Raw genomic sequence first — 17,656 nt, 5'->3', positions numbered from 1 at the left:
CGGCGGCAGATTCCATGTCTGGCCCTCGGGGGCCGTCAGGCGAGCGCTTCCTCGTGCTCGGCCTCCGTCTGGACCTTCGTGCGCAGGTAGATGGGCCCCAGGGCTTGCTCCTGCACGATCTCGACCAGCATTTCCTTTGCGAGCTCCAGCATCGCAAGGAAGGTGACCACCACGCCGAGCCGGCCTTCGCTGATATCGAACAGCGTCTCGAACCGGTGGAACGAGCCACCGGTGAGCGAGCCGAGCACTTCACCCATGCGCTGGCGGACACTGAGCGGTTCGCGCTGGATCGCATGGTGCGTGAACAGTTCGGCGCGGTTGAGCACGTCCTTGAGCGCGAGCAGCAGTTCCTTCAGGTCGAGCGGAGGTGGGACACGTACCACCGTCTGTTCGCCGACAAAGGCATGCACCACGGTGGTGTCGCGTTCCAGGCGCGGCAGTTCTTCGATGTCCTGCGCGGCCCTCTTGAAGCGTTCGTACTCCTGCAGTCGGCGTACCAGTTCGGCACGCGGATCATCCTCGAGGCCTTCTTCCGCAGGTGGCCTGGGCAGCAGGAGCCTGGATTTGATCTCCGCGAGGATCGCGGCCATCAGCAGGTATTCCGCGGCCAGCTCCAGGCGCATCACTTCGCGCATCATCCCGATGTAGTCCATGTACTGCCGGGTGATTTCGGCGACAGGGATGTCGAGGATGTCGAGGTTTTGCCTCCGGATCAGGTAAAGCAACAGGTCGAGCGGACCTTCGAACGATTCCAGGATGACTTCGAGCGCGTCCGGCGGAATGTACAGGTCCTGCGGCATCTGCAGCACCGGCTGCCCGCGCACCAGAGCCAGGGGCATTTCCTGTTGCTGCGGAACGCCTGCAAAAGCGTCACGGGTTGTTTCGACCACCTGGACTTCGGTTGTCTCGTTAGTCATCGGCACACGTCAGAAGGGCCGCCAGGGCGACCGGGTACGCAATCAACCATCGATGCCGTCCGGCGGCCACACCGCCGGTCGTCCGGCATGCCCCGCATCGTCGCCGACGAGCGAAAGACATCACCGTTGGATACCCCGGAAAGGGTCACTACCTCTGAGGAACGTCGGAGGGTGGACCTTGGCCGGCAACATCCATAACGCCGGCTAGGGCGAGACGCCCGCAATAAGTACACCCGATGAGGATACAGGGTATCGCCTGTGGCGGCCCAAGTCCAGCGGACCCAGCGGCGGGCCGCCTGTCGATCCGGCACAATACGGGTCATGCAGCCGGCCCAGCGCGCAATTATCCATGTAGACATGGACGCCTTCTACGCGTCGGTGGAGGAACTGGACGACCCCTCGCTGGTGGGCAAGCCGGTGATCGTCGCCGGACTGGGGCGCCGGGGCGTGGTTTCCACGGCCAATTACGAGGCCCGCAAGTACGGCGTCCGCTCGGCGATGCCTACGGCAGAGGCCCGTCGCCGCTGCCCCCACGGCCAGTACATCTTTCCCCGCCACGACCGCTACAAGGCCATTTCCGACGTGGTATTCGAGGTGTTCGGCCAGTTCACGCCGATGATCGAGGGCCTGTCGCTGGATGAGGCCTTTCTCGACGTGAGCGCCAGCCTGCGGCTGTTCTCATCCATCGAAGCGATCGGGCGCCAGATCAAGGGCGACATCAAGGCGCGGACGGGCCTGAATGCTTCCGTGGGCATGGCGCACAACAAGCTGCTGGCCAAGCTGGCCAGTGAGCTGTCCAAGCCCGACGGGTTCCTGGTGATCCGGCCCGACGAGGTGCGTGGGTATCTCGACCCCCTGCCGGTCGGGCGCATGTGGACGGTGGGCAAGGTCGCCGAAGAGGCCTTGCAGAACGTCGGCATCCGTACCATCGGCGACCTGCTGCGGGCCGACGACTGGCGCTTGCACAAGGCGGTGGGGCCCCGTCACGGCGCCCAGCTGCGGGCGCTGTGTCGCGGAGAGGATCAGCGGCCTGTCGTGGCCGATGCTGCCGAGGTGTCGATCAGTGCCGAATGGACCTTCGAGACCGACCTGGACACCCTGCCCATCGCCGAGGCCTGGCTGCTGCGCCAGTGCGAGCGAGTGGGCGCCAGGGCCCGTGCCAGGGAGCTGGAGGGGCGCACGGTGTCGGTGAAGCTGCGCGAGCCGCCCTTCGTCACCCATAGCCGCCAGGCCCAGCTGCCGGTCCCCGGCAATGCCACGCCCGAGATTTACGCCGTGGCACGTCGCTTGCTTCAGGTCTGGTGGAACCAGCATCCGCGACCGAGGCTTCGCCTGCTCGGGGTGGGGCTGTCGGGGTTCGATGCCCGGCATGGCGACGAGCAGCAGGATATGTTCGCCGCGCCGGTAGCGGAAAAACGCTCCGATGGCGTCCAGGACCGGATCAACCGGCGCTTCGGCGCCGGGGCGCTGGTCCGGGCTGGCGTACTGAAGACGCGCGGTAAGGAGTGACGCGAAAAGACGGTGAACGGAGCCCCGGACTGCGCTAATGTGTCGATAAGTGACACGGAACGTAAGTTTGTGAGGTGCGGTCATGCCGATCGCGACAGACAAAGGCAAGGCACCGGGATGGGTGGAACAACTGATGTCTCTTGATAAGGCCGGCGCACAGGCGCACGAGCGCCATGCACGCATGAAGGTACCTGCGGCCGTATTGATGAGCCGCGGGCACGAAGCCTTTTCCACCGATCTGATCGATATCTCGGCCACGGGCGTGCTGCTGAAGCGTCCGCAGCGCTGGAGCGGCGTAGTGGGTCAGGTATGGGTGCTGGATATCGTGTTCGCCCACGACCTGCACATCAACATGGAAGCCGAAGTGGCCCGCGCCTCGGCGCGTCAGATCGGCCTGCGCTATTCCCTCATCCCCGAAGACAAGCAGGCCCCCCTGTGGGAGCTGCTGGGCGGCTACGCCGACACCCTCGAAGCCTGGCACCAGGAGTGATCCATCACCCCTGTAGGAGCGCGCCTCGCGCGCGACCCTACGGAGCCCTGCATCCGGTTTTTCCGAACGTTACGCGAGGCCCAGTCATGCATCCGGTTTCCCCGTGCGCCGCGCCAGATCCGGTCGCGCGCGAGGCGCGCTCCTACGGGGTAGGGTTTCGCAAATAAAAAGGGCCGCTTTCGCGGCCCTTTTTTCATCAGGCCTGCGCGGCCTTTTTCTTCTTCCGTTCCTCGTCGCGCAGCTCGCGGCGGAGGATCTTGCCCACGTTGCTCTTGGGCAGCGAATCGCGGAACTCGATCTGCTTCGGACGCTTGTAGCCGGTGAGGTTTTCGCGGCAGTACTCGCGCAGGGCTTCCTCGGTGAGAGAAGGGTCCTTGCGCACCACGTAGATCTTCACGATTTCACCGGAGTGCTCGTCGTCCACGCCCACGGCGGCCACTTCGGCTACGCCGGGGTGATGCATGATCGTGGCCTCGATCTCATTCGGATACACGTTGAAGCCGGAGACGAGGATCATGTCCTTCTTGCGATCGACGATGAAGGCCTGGCCCGTTTCGTCCATCTTCGCGATGTCGCCCGTGCGCAGCCAGCCATCGTCGGAGAGCACCTTCGCGGTTTCCTCCGGTTGCGCCCAGTAGCCCTTCATCACCTGCGGACCACGGATGCAGAGCTCGCCTTCCTGGCCAAGGGGCAGGGGGTGGCCTTCGTCGTCGCGGATTTCCGCGTAGGTGTTGGGGATGGGGTAGCCGATGGAACCGGTGTACTCGTTGACGTCCACCTTGTTGGCGAGCGCCACGGGCGAGGTCTCGGTAAGACCGTAGCCTTCGATGATGGCGCGGCCGGTGACCTTCTTCCAGCGCTCGGCGACCGCACGCTGCAAGGCCATGCCACCGGCCATGGCCAGATGCAGGCGAGAGAAATCCACCTGGTCGAAGCCTGGCGTGTTGAGCAGGCCGTTGAACAGCGTGTTGACGCCGGTGATGGCGGTGAAGCTGGTCTTGCGCAGCTCCTTCACGAAACCCGCCATGTCGCGCGGGTTGGTGATGAGCACGTTGAGGCCACCCAGGCTGGTGAAGATGAGGCCGTTCACCGTGAGCGAGAAGATGTGATACAGCGGCAGCGCCGTGATGATGGTCTCTTCGCCCGGCGTGGCGTGATGCGCCACCCACGGACGGGTCTGCAGCATGTTGGCGACCATGTTCGCGTGCGTGAGCATCGCGCCCTTGGCCACGCCAGTGGTGCCCCCGGTGTACTGGAGGAAGGCCAGGTCTTCGGGATTCACCTCGACCTTGGGCATCGGATGCTTGCGGCCGCGTTCGAGGGCGTCCTTGAAGCGCATGGCCTTTGGCAGGCGGAAGGCGGGTACTTCCTTGCGGATGTGCTTCACCACGAAGTTGATGATCGCGCCCTTCGGGAAGCCGATGAGATCGCCCACGCCGGTGGTGATGACGTGCTGCACCTTCGTACCGTCCAGAGCCTGTGCGGCGGTGTGGGCGAAGTTGTCCAGCACGATGAGCACCTTGGCGCCGGAGTCTTCCAGCTGGTGGTGCAGTTCGCGTGCGGTGTACAGCGGATTGGTGTTGACCACCGTGAGACCGAGGCGCAAGGCGCCGAACAGGGCTACGGGATACTGCAGCAGGTTGGGCAGCATGATCGCGATGCGGTCGCCCTTGCGCAGGCCCAGCTCGCCGTGCAGGAAGCCGGCGAAGGCCTTGGACTGCTCGTCGACCTCGCGATACGTCAGCGTGTGGCCGAAGTTGCGGAAGGCAGGGCGATCGCTGAATTTGGCGAAGGACTCTTCGCACAGGGCAGCGACGGAGCGATAGGTGTCGACGGGAACATCTGCCGGCACGCCTTCGGGGTAATGATCAAGCCACGGACGCTCGGTGCTCATGGATGGGGCGGACTCCATTGGTGACGTTCGCACGGCAATCCGTCGTACGATCGCGGCATTGGAGCATACGCACGCGTATAGCGGCAAGCCGCATTGCAGCGTCGTTTATCGACGAAATCCCCCTTGGTTATTGTGAATTTTCGTGTGGGCTTTGTTCTGGGGGCGAGTGGTTGCTTGCTTATGTGTCGCGGCGGGCTGGGGCGGTCTTTCGTGTTCGGGGGCCTGGGCTTGCCTGCCCCAGTGTAGAAAAGTCGTAGCTGCGGCGCGGCGAAAACCCGGCGTCCGGCGCTGGGTTCCAGCGTTCGCTGGAACGACGGATCGCATGTTTGCAACCACTTCGATATCCCTCATGTCGTCCCTGCGAAAGCAGGGACCCAGCGCCGGGCACGGGTTTTCGCCCCACCGCCACCTACGAAAACAGCCCACCGCATCCGCAACGAAAAAAGCCCCGGAATACCGGGGCTTTTTTCCAGATCAGCTCCCGAAGGAGCCGACCTTGTCGACGACGGCTTACGCCTTCGCCAGCGAGCGCAGCACGTACTGCAGGATGCCGCCGTGGCGGAAGAACTCGCGCTCCTTCGGGGTCAGCAGCAGCACCTTCACGGTGAACTCCTTGACCGAGCCGTCCGGACGTGTGGCCTTGACCGACGCCGTCTTCGATTCGCCACCGTTGAGGCCGGTGATGTCGAACACTTCGTCGCCCTTCAGGCCCAGCGACTGCGCGTTCTCGCCGTCCTGGAACTGGCAGGGCAGCACGCCCATGCCGACCAGGTTCGAGCGGTGGATGCGCTCGAAGCTTTCGGTGATGACAGCCTTGACGCCCAGCAGCAGGGTGCCCTTGGCTGCCCAGTCACGCGACGAACCGGTGCCGTATTCCTTGCCGGCGAGCACGACCAGCGGGGTGCCGTCGGCCTTGTACTTCATGGCGGCATCGTAGATGGCCATCTGTTCGCCGGACGGGATGTACTTGGTGTAGCCGCCTTCGACGCCATCGAGCATCAGGTTCTTGATGCGGATGTTGGCGAAGGTGCCGCGCACCATCACGTCGTCGTTGCCGCGACGCGAACCGTAGGAGTTGAAGTCCTTCGGCTCCACGCCCTTGGAGATCAGGAAGCGGCCCGCCGGGCTGTCCTTCTTGATCGAGCCTGCCGGCGAGATGTGGTCGGTGGTGATCGAGTCACCGAAGATACCCATGGCGCGGGCGCCGTGGATGTCCTCGATGGTGCCGGCTTCGGCGGACATGCCGTCGAAGTAAGGCGGGTTCTTGATGTAGGTGGAGTCGTCCCACGCGTAGGTCTGGCCATCCGGCGAGGCGATCTGGTTCCAGCGGCTGTCGCCCTTGAACACGTCGGCGTAGCTGTCCTTGAACATCTGCGGCGTGATGGCGCCGGCGATGAGGTCGCTGATTTCCTGGTTGCTCGGCCAGATGTCCTTCAGGTACACGGGCTGGCCATCGCTGCCCGTGCCGATCGCGTCCTTCGTGAGGTCGATGTTGAGCGTACCGGCCAGGGCGTAGGCGACCACCAGCGGCGGCGAGGCCAGGTAGTTCATCTTCACTTCCGGATGCACGCGGCCTTCGAAGTTGCGGTTGCCCGAGAGCACCGAAGCCACGGCGAGATCGCCTTCGGAGATGCCCTTGCTGATTTCGGTCGGCAGCGGACCCGAGTTGCCGATACAGGTGGTGCAGCCGTAGCCGACCACGTAGAAGTTGACCTTTTCCAGCTCGGCGAGCAGGCCGGTCTTCTTCAGGTACTCGGTGACCACGAGCGAGCCCGGTCCGAGCGAGGGCTTCACCCACGGCTTGGAGGTGAGGCCACGCGCGGCGGCCTTCTTCGCCACCAGGCCGGCGGCAAGCATCACGGCCGGGTTGGAGGTGTTGGTGCACGAGGTGATGGCGGCGATCACGACGGAGCCGTCGTTGATGCGGAAGTTCTGGCCGTCCTTGTGGACGAGCACGCCTTCCTCGTTGATGCCGTTGGCTTCGTTGCCGATGGCGGTGCCGCCGCCTTCATTGCTGAAGCGCGAGGTGTCGCCGTTCTTGGTTTTGCGGTTGGCGGTGAGCGGACCCACGACGTCGAGGAAGCTCTGCTTCACGCCTTCGAGCAGCACGCGGTCCTGCGGACGCTTCGGGCCGGCCAGCGACGGCTTGACCGTGGCCATGTCGAGCTCGAGCACCGTGGTGAACTCGGCTTCCGGCGTGTTGGCGTCGTGCCACAGGCCCTGGGCCTTGGCGTAGGTTTCCACCAGCTTGATCTGGGCGTCGTCGCGACCGGACAGGTGCAGGTAGTTCAGGGCTTCCTGGTCGACCGGGAAGATGCCGCAGGTGGCGCCGTATTCCGGGGCCATGTTGGCGATGGTGGCGCGGTCGGCCAGCGGCAGGTTCTGCAGGCCGTTGCCGAAGAACTCGACGAACTTGCCCACGACGCCGAGCTTGCGCAGCATCTGGGTGACGGTGAGCACGAGGTCGGTGGCGGTGACGCCTTCGGAGAGCTTGCCGGTGAGGCGGAAGCCCACGACCTGCGGGATCAGCATGGACGACGGCTGGCCCAGCATCGCGGCCTCGGCCTCGATACCGCCCACGCCCCAGCCCAGCACGCCGATGCCGTTGATCATCGTGGTGTGCGAGTCGGTGCCGAACACGCTGTCGGGGTAGGCGAAGGATTCGCCGTCTACTTCACTGGTGAACACGACGCGCGCCAGGTTCTCGAGGTTCACCTGGTGGACGATGCCGGTGCGCGGCGGCACGACGGCGAAGTTGTTGAAGGCCTTCTGGCCCCAGCGCAGGAAGGAATAGCGCTCCTGGTTGCGCTCGAATTCGATTTCGACGTTCTTTTCGAGGGCCGATTCGGTACCGAAGGCGTCGACCTGCACGGAGTGGTCGATGACCAGCTCGGCCGGCACCAGCGGGTTGATGCGCTTGGCGTCGCCGCCGAGCTTCACCACGGCGTCGCGCATGGCGGCGAGGTCGACCACGCAGGGCACGCCGGTGAAGTCCTGAAGGACCACGCGGGCGGGCATGAAGGAGATTTCGGTGTCCGGCTCGGCCTTGGCGTCCCACTTGGCGACGGCCTCGATTTCCTTCGAGGTGACGTTCACGCCGTCTTCCTGGCGGAGGAGGTTCTCCAGGAGGATCTTCATGGAGTAGGGCAGGCGCTTGAGGTCGAACTTTTCGCCGAGCTTGGCCAGGCTGGCGATGGCGTGGCGCTTGCCGTTGACTTCGATACTGTCTCGGACCGAGAACGAGTCTTTCATGCTGTACTCCTGGCGTGACGTTCTTTAGCTGGGGAGGCCTGACGGACCCGGTCGGGGCCGTCAAAGCGTCGATTATCGCGCAGTCTGCCGCCCGTATGCGACCGCCATGCGGCCTGGGTGCGGCTACAATGCGCGGTCCGTGGCGCAAGCCGCGCGAAATTCGGCGGCTGAAGGATGAAGGCGGGGACGCATGGGCGCAAACGCATTTGATGGCACGCAGCGTTCGATGATTTCGATGGCCCTGTCGTCGGTGTCGTTGCGCGACCTCGCGCTCGTCCAGGCCGTGGCGCGTGAAGGCAGCTTCAACAGCGCCGCGCGGGCCATGTACATCAGCCCTTCCGGGCTTTCCCACCAGGTGCAGAAGGTGGAGCAGGCCCTGGGCATGCCGCTCTTCGAGCGCGGTGGCCGGCGGGTTGCGCCCACGGCCAGCGGTCAGCGTCTGTTGGGTTACATCGACAGCGTGTTATCGGCCGCGGAGCACCTGGAGCACGCGGCGCGGGCGGGTGACGTGGCTTTCGGTGGGGAATTGCGACTGGGCGTGCCGTCCACGCTGGGGCCTTATCTGCTGCCGCATGTCATCGAGCCGTTTCCGCAGCGTTTCCCGGATACGCGCCTGACCATCTCCGAAGGCAAGCCACGTGGACTGCTCCGGCGACTGGGCGAGGGCGAACTGGATGCCGTGCTGGCGCCGCCGAGCACGGCCATGACGGGGCTGGATTCCGTGGCGCTGTTCTTCGAGCCCTATGAGCTGATGCTGCACAAGGGTCACCCGCTGGCGGGCCGGGAGGCCATTGCCCTCACGGAACTGGATGCCGCCGATGCGACCCTGATGGCGGAAAGCCACGGGAACGGGGTGTCGGATCTGGGCATGCCCGGCGCGGCGCGGCCTGAGCGCATCCAGGATCTCAGCATCGAGAGCCTTGCCACCCTGGTGGCCCTGCGCGGCGGCTATTCGCTGGTGCCGATCCTGGCCCACGAGCGACTCAATTCCATCCCGAACGTGGTGCTGGCCGCAGTGGAAGGCGCGCGACCCGGGCGGCATATCGCCCTCTACTGGCGCAGCGCCACCCCCTGGCGCGACGACCTGGTGGGCTTCGGCGAACTGCTCAGAACCCTCGCCGGCACCATCCCCGGCCTGGACACCACCACCCCCCTGTAGGAGCGCGCCTTGCGCGCGACCTGCATGGCGCTACGACGGAACGGTCGCGCGCAGGCGCGCTCCTACAGGAGGGCGGGCCATGCCAGGGGCTCAGAGGCCGTTGTCGAGCGTGGAGCCGGTAAGAAGGCCGCGGGCCAGCATCGCGCATTGCTTGCGATAGAACAGGATCTGCCACTGCCGTCCGCCGATCTGGTGCCACAGCACCGCGGAACGCACGGCGGCCAGCAGTGCGGCGCGCACGCGCTCCACGTTCGCCTTCTGCTGAAGATGGGCCGGGGTGCCGGTGACCATCACCCGCGGTTTCAACGTGGACAGGGTGCTCGCATACACCTCGGCGAGCCGGGCGGTGACGTTCGGATGGTCCATCCCGAAATGCTCCACCTGGCGCTGGGTGGCGACGATGCCTTCGCGCAGACGGTCGAGCAGGGGGCGGTTACGCGACAGCGAACGTTCCAGGCGCAGCACCGTGACGGCCATGCGCATCACGGCGATGTCGCGGGTCTGGTCCTCGAACTGGGCCACGAGGGTGCGCAGGCCTTTCCGCACGCCGGCCACGCCGCCGTAGACACCGGCCACCGTATCCGCGTCGATGCGGAACACGCTGGCCATGCTGGCTTCGAACGCGACGTCGTCGCAGCGGCCGTCGGTGGCAAGCTGCTGGGCGAGGGCGGCCCCCTGGAAAACTCCGGCAAGGGCTAGGACGCGTTCTTCATTCATTGGTCAGACTCAGAAAACATTTCATGTAGGAGCGCGCCTCGCGCGCAACCAGAACCGCGACACAGCTGAACGGTAGGGCGCGCCTTGCGCGCGACCGGTATCGCAATATGGCTGAACTGTAGGAGCGCGCCCTGCGCGCCACCGGTATCGCGATATGGCTGAACTGTAGGAGCGCGCCTTGCGCGCGACCCACATCGCGACCATCTGCGGAAAGCAGGGGCCCTGCGTTCTTCAGCCATATCGCGATACCGGTGGCGCGCAAGGCGCGCTCCTACAGGGGGATGGGGGTTCATGTCAGGCCGCCGTAGGCTGCATCCGTGGCGGCTATCACCGCGCCGCCCAGGCAGGCCTCGCCGTCGTAGAGCACCACGGACTGGCCCGGGGTGACCGCGCGCTGGGGCTCGTCGAAGACGACATGCAAGGTGTCACCACGGACCTCGACCGTGCAGGCCTGGTCGGACTGGCGGTAGCGGGTCTTGGCCGTGCAACGGAACGACAGGCCGGGCGCCTCGCCGGCCACCCAGGTGGCATCGGTGGCTTCGAGCCGCGTGGACTGCAGCCAGTGGTTCTCACCACCCTGTGCGACGATCAGCACATTGCTGGCGACGTCCTTGCCTACCACGTACCAGGGATCGTTCGAGGCACCCACGCGCCCGCCGATGCCCAGGCCGTTGCGCTGGCCCAGCGTGTAATACATCACGCCCTGATGCTCGCCGATGACGTTGCCGTCCGGATCGACCATGGCGCCCGGCTTCGCGGGCAGGTACTGCGACAGGAAGGCGCGAAAATCCCGTTCGCCGATAAAGCAGATACCGGTGGAATCCTTCTTGGCATGCGTGGCGAGGCCGGCTTCACGGGCCAGCTCGCGGACCCGTGGCTTCTCGATTTCACCCACGGGGAACAACGTGGCCGCCAGCTGCTTCTGGCCCAGGGCGTGAAGGAAATAGCTCTGATCCTTGCTCGCATCCACGGCGCGCAGCAGGCGGTAGTGGCCGTCGCGGAAATCCACCCGGGCGTAGTGGCCCGTGGCGATCTTCTCGGCGCCGAGCGCCTGTGCATGTTCAAGGAAGGTCTTGAACTTGATCTCGCGGTTGCACAGAACATCCGGATTGGGCGTGCGCCCCGCTGCGTATTCGGCCAGGAAATACTCAAACACGCCATCCCAGTACTCGCCCGCGAAGTTGCGCGCGTGGAACGGGATGCCCAGCCGGCCGCAGACGGCCACGGCGTCCTTGCGGTCCTCGTCGGTGGTGCAGGGTCCGGAGCGGTCGTCTTCTTCCCAGTTCTGCATGAACATGCCTTCCACCTCGTGACCGGCCTGCTGGAGCAGGAGGGCCGCGACGGAGGAATCCACGCCACCGGAGACGCCCAGGATCACCTTCATGCCGGGTTCTCCGGCAGCAGGCTGGCCACGGCCTCCAGCGGCAGGCGCCGCCCGGACAGCCAGGTGTCGATGGTGGTGAGGATGAGCGGGCTGCGCAGGCGCGGGCCCAGGGCCTCGATTTCGTCCCGGCGCATCCACAGGGCGCGGCGGATGCCGGTGTCCAGCGGGCGCGCGGGATCGTGCAAGACCGAGTGCCCGCTGAAGGCGAACCTGATCACCTGTTCGCCGTGCTCGGGGCTCAGCCACTGCCAGGCACCGAGGAAGGCGTCCAGTTCGATGGTGTGGCCGGTTTCCTCCAGCGCCTCGCGGATGGCGGCGGTGCGCAGGCTCTCGCCCGGATCGAGGTGCCCGGCGGGCTGGTTATAGGCCAGTTCGCCGAAGACCTCCTCCTCGACCATCAGGAAGCGGCCTTCGTGCGCGACGACGCAGGCCACCGTGACACGGGGGCACCAGACGTTTTCGGCCGGGACGGGGCGGGAAGTCATGACTTGGGAGGGGAGGGGCTCTGGAAATCGGCCTATTGTGCCATCACCTCGGGGGATCGACCCGAAAGCCCGGCGAAAATCGGGTGTATATAATCGAATCGCGTACCCAAGGTTCTTCTTACATGTCCCAGGAACACGAACACGAACAGGAAGGCGACCGTGGGCATGGCCTGGCCGTCGAGACCAGCCGCCCCGAGACCGCACGGCCGCCGCTTTTCCAGGTCGTCCTGCTGAACGACGACTTCACGCCGATGGATTTCGTGATCGAGGTACTGCGCAGTTTCTTCGGCATGGACCAGGAGAAGGCGGTCCAGGTGATGCTCCACGTCCACACCCGCGGAAAAGGCGTGTGCGGCGTGTTCACCCGCGAGGTGGCAGAAACCAAGGTGACCCAGGTCAACGAGTACTCACGTTCCAATCAACACCCGCTGTTGTGCACTATGGAAAAGATGTAGCCAGTCCCCCATCTGGAATACATGCGGCAACCAACGGGTTACACCCCGCCGCCCACAGCTATCGGAGACGGTCCGTATGTTCAGCAAGGATCTCGAAGTCACCATCGGGCACTGCTACAAGCAGGCCCGCGAGCAGCGCCACGAGTTCATGACCGTGGAGCACCTGTTGCTTGCCCTTACCGAAAACACCTCCGCCCTGGCAGCCTTGCGCGCCTGCGGTGTCGACCTGCCGCGCCTCGCGGCCGACCTCCAGCGGATCATCGCCGAGACCGTCCCGGTCCTCCCCGCCGGCGACGAGCGTGACACGCAGCCCACGCTGGGTTTCCAGCGCGTGCTCCAGCGCGCCGTCTACCACGTGCAGTCCTCGGGCCGGAAGGAAGTCACCGGCGCGAACGTGCTGGTGGCCATCTTCGGCGAAAAGGACTCCCACGCGGTCTATTTCCTGCACCAGCAGGAGATCACCCGCCTGGACGTCGTCAACTACATCTCACACGGCATCGCCAAGATCGGCGACGAATCCGCCGCGGCCGCGTCCAGCAATGAGCGCGACAGCGAGGAGGGCGGCGAGGGCAAGGGCAACCCGCTCAGCGAGTACGCCTCCAACCTCAACGAGCTGGCCATCCAGGGCAAGATCGATCCGCTGATCGGCCGCCACGACGAGGTGGAGCGCACCATCCAGGTGCTCTGCCGCCGCCGGAAGAACAACCCGCTCTACGTGGGTGAGGCGGGCGTGGGCAAGACGGCCCTGGCCGAAGGCCTCGCCAAGCGCATTGTCGAAGGACAGGTGCCCGAGGTGCTGGAAGACTGCACCATCTGGTCGCTCGACCTCGGCGCGCTCGTGGCCGGCACCAAGTACCGTGGCGACTTCGAAAAGCGCCTGAAGGCGGTGATCGCGCAGCTGAAGAAGCAGCCGAACGCCATCCTCTTCATCGACGAGATCCACACCATCATCGGTGCGGGTTCGGCGTCGGGCGGCACCATGGACGCCTCGAACCTGATCAAGCCCATGCTGGCCTCCGGCGAGCTGCGCTGCATCGGTTCCACCACGTTCCAGGAGTTCCGCGGCGTGTTCGAGAAGGATCGCGCCCTGGCCCGCCGCTTCCAGAAGATCGACGTGGTCGAGCCCACCGTGGCTGACTCCATCGAGATCCTGCGCGGCCTGAAGACCCGCTTCGAAGAGCATCACTCGGTGGAGTACACCGGTGAGGCGCTGCGTGCGGCGGTCGATCTGTCGGTCAAGCACATCCCTGACCGCCTGCTGCCGGACAAGGCCATCGACGTCATCGACGAGGCCGGCGCCCGCCAGCGTCTGCTGCCGGAAGACCAGCGCACGGGCAAGGTCGATGTGCCGGAAATCGAGTACATCGTGGCCAAGATGGCGCGGATCCCGGCCAAGCAGGTCTCGGCATCCGACCGCGACGTGCTGCGCAACCTGGAGCGCAACCTGAAGATGGTGGTGTTCGGCCAGGATGCCGCGATCGAGGCCCTGGCTTCATCCATCAAGATGGCGCGTTCGGGCCTGGGCGATCCGTCCAAGCCCATCGGCAGCTTCCTGCTCGCCGGCCCCACGGGCGTCGGCAAGACGGAAGTCACGCGCCAGCTCGCCATGCAGCTGGGCATCGAGATGGTTCGCTTCGACATGTCCGAGTACATGGAAGCGCATTCGGTCTCGCGCCTGGTCGGTGCCCCTCCGGGCTACGTCGGCTTCGACCAGGGTGGCCTGCTCACCGAGCAGATCACCAAGCATCCGCACTGCGTGCTGCTGCTGGACGAAATCGAGAAGGCGCATCCGGATGTGTACAACATCCTGCTGCAGGTGATGGACCGCGGGGTGCTTACCGACACCAACGGTCGCGAGGCCAACTTCAAGAACGTCATCATCGTGATGACGACGAATGCGGGCGCCCAGCTCGCTTCGCGCCGGGGTATCGGCTTCGTGAAGCAGAACCACGCACCGGATGCCATGGAAACCATCCGTCGCCTGTTCACGCCGGAGTTCCGCAACCGTCTCGACGCCATCATCCAGTTCAACGCGCTGGACTTCGACCACATCCTGCGCGTGGTCGACAAGTTCCTTATCGAACTGGAAACCCAGCTGGCCGAGAAGAAGGTGAGCGTGGACGTCACGCCGGAAGCCCGCCGCTGGCTGGCCGAGCACGGCTTCGACCCGCAGATGGGCGCACGCCCGATGGCCCGTGTCATCCAGGACAAGGTCAAGCGTGCCCTGGCCGACGAACTGCTCTTCGGCAAGCTGGCCGAGGGCGGCAAGGTCACCCTGTCGGTGGAAGGCGAAGAGCTGCACGTGGAAACCGAGTCGGCCGAGCCGGCCACGGCCACGGCGTAACCCGAAGCGCGCTCCTGTGCAGGAGCGCGCTTCGGGCGCGACAGTCCCAAAGAAAAAGCCGCGGCCAGCCCGCGGCTTTTTTTTGCAGCTACCCTGTAGGAGCGCGCCTTGCGCGCGACCGGATTTTCGCGAGAACCGGTCGCGCGCAGGGCGCGCTCCTACAGGGTAAGGGTGGTGGCCAGGTCCATCAGTGCCACGGGCGACGATACGCGCAGTGTCGCGATCAAGCCGGCGGGGTCTCTCTGCCATACCGCCAGTTGGCAAAGCGCCAGCAGGTCGCCCGTGTCCTCGTCGCCATACGCATCGTCCCAGCTCTGCCGGTCCCCGCGCACGCGGGCCAGCAAGCGACGCACATGCTGGCGCGACGCGGCCTCAGTGCGCCCTGACAGCTCGCCAAGCCGCGCATGATCCAGCTCGAACACCTCATGCAGCAGCAGAAGGGCGACATCACCGGGCGGCAGCGCGCGCACGAGATGCGCCAGTGCCATCGCCACGCGCTGTTCCTCGTCGGCAAGGTGCTCGGGTGTATCGGTATCGGTAGCGGCGCCCTGCGTGACATGCAGCTTCGCCAGGATCGCCCGGTACCGTTCATGCCGTCGCAGGCCATCGATGCACAGGTTGCGCAGCACCGTGACCATCCACGCCTCGTGGCCGGCCGCAGGCAAGGCGCCCTGGGCCGTGCGCAGATAGGTTTCCTGCACGAGGTCCTCGGCGTCACCCCCAGCGACCGTCCAGCGCGTGGCCAGTGCCAGCAGGCGCCGGCGCAGGGCGATGTCGCCGACGAAGGGGTGGAAAGGGGCAGGAGATGTCACGTTCGTGGCCGCTCGTTCGTATAGGGAATGAACCTAGCACGCCATGGAGCCACGTACATGTTCACCAGCGAAACCGATAAGCCTTCGTCGCCCTTCCCGGGCCAGAACAGCGCCTTCCTCGAAGAAAAGGCCTTCCGCGCCCGCACGGTACTCGTGTTCGGCACCATCACCGACACGATGGCCGCCGAAACGGCGCGCCGCCTGCTGGCGCTGGATGCCGATTCCGATGCGCCCATCGACGTCATCGTCTCCTCGCCGGGCGGCCACCTGGAATCCGGCGACGTCATCCACGACATGCTGCGTTTCATCAGCGCACCGGTGAACATGATCGGTTCCGGCTGGGTCGGCAGCGCGGCGACGCACCTGTTCCTGGGCGTGCCCCGGGAGCGTCGCGTGTGCCTGCCGCAGACACGTTTCCTCATCCATCAGCCGAGTGGCGGGGCGGGTGGGCAGGCCAGCGATATCGCCATCCAGGCCAAGGAGATCATCAAGGCACGCGAGCGCATCGCCCAGGTGATCGCCCGCGAATGCGGGCAGCCGCTGGAGCGCGTGAGGGCCGATATCGAGCGCGATCTGTGGATGCCGGCGGAGGAGGCGAAGGAGTACGGCCTCGTCTCGCGGATCATCGAGCGACGCACGGAGCTGGCGAAGGCCTGACAATGAAAAAGCCGCGGCGAGGGCCGCGGCTTTTTTCCTTCCGGCGAAGTGGCGCGGTGGCGCTTACTTCATGCGGTAGGTGATACGACCCTTGGTGAGGTCGTAGGGGGTCATCTCGACCTTCACCTTGTCGCCCGTGAGAATACGGATGTAATGCTTGCGCATGCGGCCGGAGATATGGGCAGTAATGACGTGCCCGTTCTCGAGCTGCACGCGGAACATGGTGTTGGGCAGGGTCTCCTGGACCGTGCCTTCCATTTCGATGACGTCGTCTTTTGCCATGTGTTCCGGGTCGGATAGTTGGCCGGCGTGGCCGCATAAGTCCCGTATTATGGCATGGCAGGGAGGCCAAGACCACCCGCCCGGGAGTGACGCCCGCTCAGCGACCGAAATGCTCCTCGAGCTTGCGGCGGATTTCGTCCTCGATGGTGCCCTTCATGAGGGCCAGCATCATGCCCAGCTCGACCACCACGCGGACCTGGGTGTCGTCGACGTTGATCGAGCCCTTGGCCCCCGGGCCGGTAAAGGTATAGAGGCCATCCTGCCACTGGCCCTTGGTGCCCAGCTTCTCGCTCATGCGCGAGGCGATCTTCTGTGTCGTCTCGAGGGCAGCGGCGCGCGTGGTGCCATGGGGGCGATGGATGTCGATCGTGGGCATGGGGATTTCCGGAGAACGTGTCGACTCACGAGTCTAGCAGGCACGTTGGGCGACGATCACGACATCTTTACGTTTCAAACAGATACCGCAACCTGCTAAAGTCGCGTCGTCAACGTCCCGGTTCATTCATGCGCATCGAATTCGTCAGCTCGGCACGCGGTGATTTCCACTGGTCACGGCCCGTGCTCACGATCGGCCGCGCCGAGGATAACGACCTCGTGGTCTCCGAAGCCCAGGTCGCCGCCCGCCATGTCCGCATCCATCGCGACCGCCGCGGCCTCGTGCTCGAGGTGGCGCCGGAGACAGGCCGCGTGTACGTCAACGCGCGTCCCGTGCGCGAGTGGGCCCTGCTGCGCTCGGGCGACAGCCTGTCGATGGGCGACTGCCGCATGCTCATCCGTGACGACGCCGACATCGATAACCGCGAGCTGGCGGCGCCCACCGATGCGCGCTGCACCGTCGCCCTGCGGCCGGTTGCCGGCCCGCTGTCCGGTCGCACCGTGACCGTGGGCGAGCGCCTGGAACTGGGCGCCACCCATGGTGCGCTGCCGCTGGAGCTTCCGGGCAACGACGCGGCCCTGCTCAGCCTGTTCTGGGAAGACGACCAGCTGATCCTGGACGCCACCCGGGTCCCTCCGCGTCACGCGGTGCGTATCAACGGCGTCACCGTGGCCCGTGCGGCCCTGCAGCCCGGCGATCAGATCGGCATCGCCAACCATCGCTTCGTGCTCGATGCGCCCGGCTGGGCCGCCGAGCCGGTGGTAACCGTTGTCGAGGAGATTCCCGATGCCGCCGCCGAGTCCGAGGAAAGCGCCGGCTCGCGCAACGATGTCTGGTGGCTGATCCTTACGGCGGCCCTGCTGGCCGCGGGCATCGCAGCAGTGCTATTCATGCCCGGCTGATTGCAGGGCAAAGCCCTTTCA

At 65.5% G+C, this 17,656-nt stretch carries 16 protein-coding genes; 7 read left to right on the top strand and 9 right to left on the bottom strand.

All coding sequences use genetic code 11. The features are described 5' to 3' along the window. Positions 1–35 precede the first annotated feature (35 nt). On the bottom strand, positions 36–839 hold the full coding sequence (locus tag KR767_RS00765) for a segregation and condensation protein A (protein ID WP_243853126.1): 804 nt from the start codon (positions 837–839) through the stop codon (positions 36–38). 435 nt (positions 840–1,274) lie between these two features. Between KR767_RS00765 and dinB the strand changes: the two genes are divergently transcribed. Continuing rightward, a complete protein-coding gene (dinB, locus tag KR767_RS00760) occupies positions 1,275–2,426 on the top strand; it encodes a DNA polymerase IV (RefSeq protein WP_250877791.1) in 1,152 nt (383 codons plus the stop codon). A 133-nt stretch (positions 2,427–2,559) separates the two neighbouring features. Further along, on the top strand, positions 2,560–2,916 hold the full coding sequence (locus KR767_RS00755) for a PilZ domain-containing protein (RefSeq protein ID WP_166947241.1): 357 nt from the start codon (positions 2,560–2,562) through the stop codon (positions 2,914–2,916). Positions 2,917–3,112: 196 nt separating this feature from the next. On the opposite strand, the gene KR767_RS00750 is transcribed toward KR767_RS00755, so the two are convergent. Next, complete coding sequence (locus tag KR767_RS00750; protein WP_250877790.1) at positions 3,113–4,810, bottom strand: AMP-binding protein; 1,698 nt, start codon at positions 4,808–4,810, stop codon at positions 3,113–3,115. Positions 4,811–5,320: 510 nt separating this feature from the next. Next, positions 5,321–8,062, bottom strand: a complete 2,742-nt coding sequence (gene acnA, locus KR767_RS00745) for an aconitate hydratase AcnA (protein ID WP_166947239.1) — start codon at positions 8,060–8,062, stop codon at positions 5,321–5,323. 190 nt (positions 8,063–8,252) lie between these two features. Here acnA and KR767_RS00740 point away from each other — a divergent pair, with 190 nt between their 5' ends. Further along, positions 8,253–9,221, top strand: a complete 969-nt coding sequence (locus KR767_RS00740; RefSeq protein WP_250877789.1) for a LysR family transcriptional regulator — start codon at positions 8,253–8,255, stop codon at positions 9,219–9,221. A 90-nt stretch (positions 9,222–9,311) separates the two neighbouring features. On the opposite strand, the gene hflD is transcribed toward KR767_RS00740, so the two are convergent. From hflD to KR767_RS00725, 3 genes are all read right to left on the bottom strand, one after another. After that, complete coding sequence (gene hflD / locus KR767_RS00735) at positions 9,312–9,938, bottom strand: high frequency lysogenization protein HflD (protein WP_166947238.1); 627 nt, start codon at positions 9,936–9,938, stop codon at positions 9,312–9,314. 289 nt (positions 9,939–10,227) lie between these two features. Further along, on the bottom strand, positions 10,228–11,322 hold the full coding sequence (gene mnmA / locus KR767_RS00730; protein WP_166947237.1) for a tRNA 2-thiouridine(34) synthase MnmA: 1,095 nt from the start codon (positions 11,320–11,322) through the stop codon (positions 10,228–10,230). Beyond that, a complete protein-coding gene (locus tag KR767_RS00725; RefSeq protein WP_166947236.1) occupies positions 11,319–11,807 on the bottom strand; it encodes an NUDIX hydrolase in 489 nt (162 codons plus the stop codon). The genes mnmA and KR767_RS00725 overlap by 4 nt, the downstream gene beginning before the upstream one ends. A gap of 122 nt (positions 11,808–11,929) precedes the next feature. Between KR767_RS00725 and clpS the strand changes: the two genes are divergently transcribed. Then, positions 11,930–12,262, top strand: a complete 333-nt coding sequence (gene clpS, locus KR767_RS00720) for an ATP-dependent Clp protease adapter ClpS (RefSeq protein ID WP_166947235.1) — start codon at positions 11,930–11,932, stop codon at positions 12,260–12,262. A 76-nt stretch (positions 12,263–12,338) separates the two neighbouring features. After that, a complete protein-coding gene (clpA, locus tag KR767_RS00715; RefSeq protein ID WP_166947234.1) occupies positions 12,339–14,606 on the top strand; it encodes an ATP-dependent Clp protease ATP-binding subunit ClpA in 2,268 nt (755 codons plus the stop codon). A gap of 158 nt (positions 14,607–14,764) precedes the next feature. Here the strand turns inward: clpA and KR767_RS00710 are convergent, their stop codons facing one another. After that, positions 14,765–15,418 carry an RNA polymerase sigma factor gene (locus KR767_RS00710; protein ID WP_250877788.1) on the bottom strand — a complete coding sequence of 218 codons (654 nt, stop codon included), beginning with the start codon at positions 15,416–15,418 and terminating at the stop codon, positions 14,765–14,767. A 57-nt stretch (positions 15,419–15,475) separates the two neighbouring features. Between KR767_RS00710 and KR767_RS00705 the strand changes: the two genes are divergently transcribed. After that, entirely contained in the window at positions 15,476–16,075 is a 600-nt protein-coding gene (locus tag KR767_RS00705) for an ATP-dependent Clp protease proteolytic subunit (protein WP_250877787.1), read from the top strand. A gap of 63 nt (positions 16,076–16,138) precedes the next feature. Here the strand turns inward: KR767_RS00705 and infA are convergent, their stop codons facing one another. Both infA and KR767_RS00695 read right to left on the bottom strand, forming a co-directional pair. After that, entirely contained in the window at positions 16,139–16,357 is a 219-nt protein-coding gene (gene infA, locus KR767_RS00700; RefSeq protein WP_019466733.1) for a translation initiation factor IF-1, read from the bottom strand. Positions 16,358–16,454: 97 nt separating this feature from the next. Continuing rightward, on the bottom strand, positions 16,455–16,733 hold the full coding sequence (locus tag KR767_RS00695; RefSeq protein ID WP_250877786.1) for a polyhydroxyalkanoic acid system family protein: 279 nt from the start codon (positions 16,731–16,733) through the stop codon (positions 16,455–16,457). 128 nt (positions 16,734–16,861) lie between these two features. On the opposite strand from KR767_RS00695, the gene KR767_RS00690 reads away from it, so the two are divergent. Beyond that, the gene (locus KR767_RS00690) at positions 16,862–17,635 is read left to right on the top strand and encodes an FHA domain-containing protein (RefSeq protein WP_250877785.1); all 774 of its coding nucleotides are present in this window, start codon (positions 16,862–16,864) and stop codon (positions 17,633–17,635) included. Positions 17,636–17,656: the final 21 nt, after the last annotated feature.

Source organism: Luteibacter anthropi, assembly GCF_023699965.1.
Classification (GTDB): Bacteria; Pseudomonadota; Gammaproteobacteria; order Xanthomonadales; family Rhodanobacteraceae; genus Luteibacter; species Luteibacter anthropi.
The sequence above is the reverse complement of the archived record's forward strand: the minus strand, read 5'-3'. Positions and strand labels throughout refer to the sequence as shown.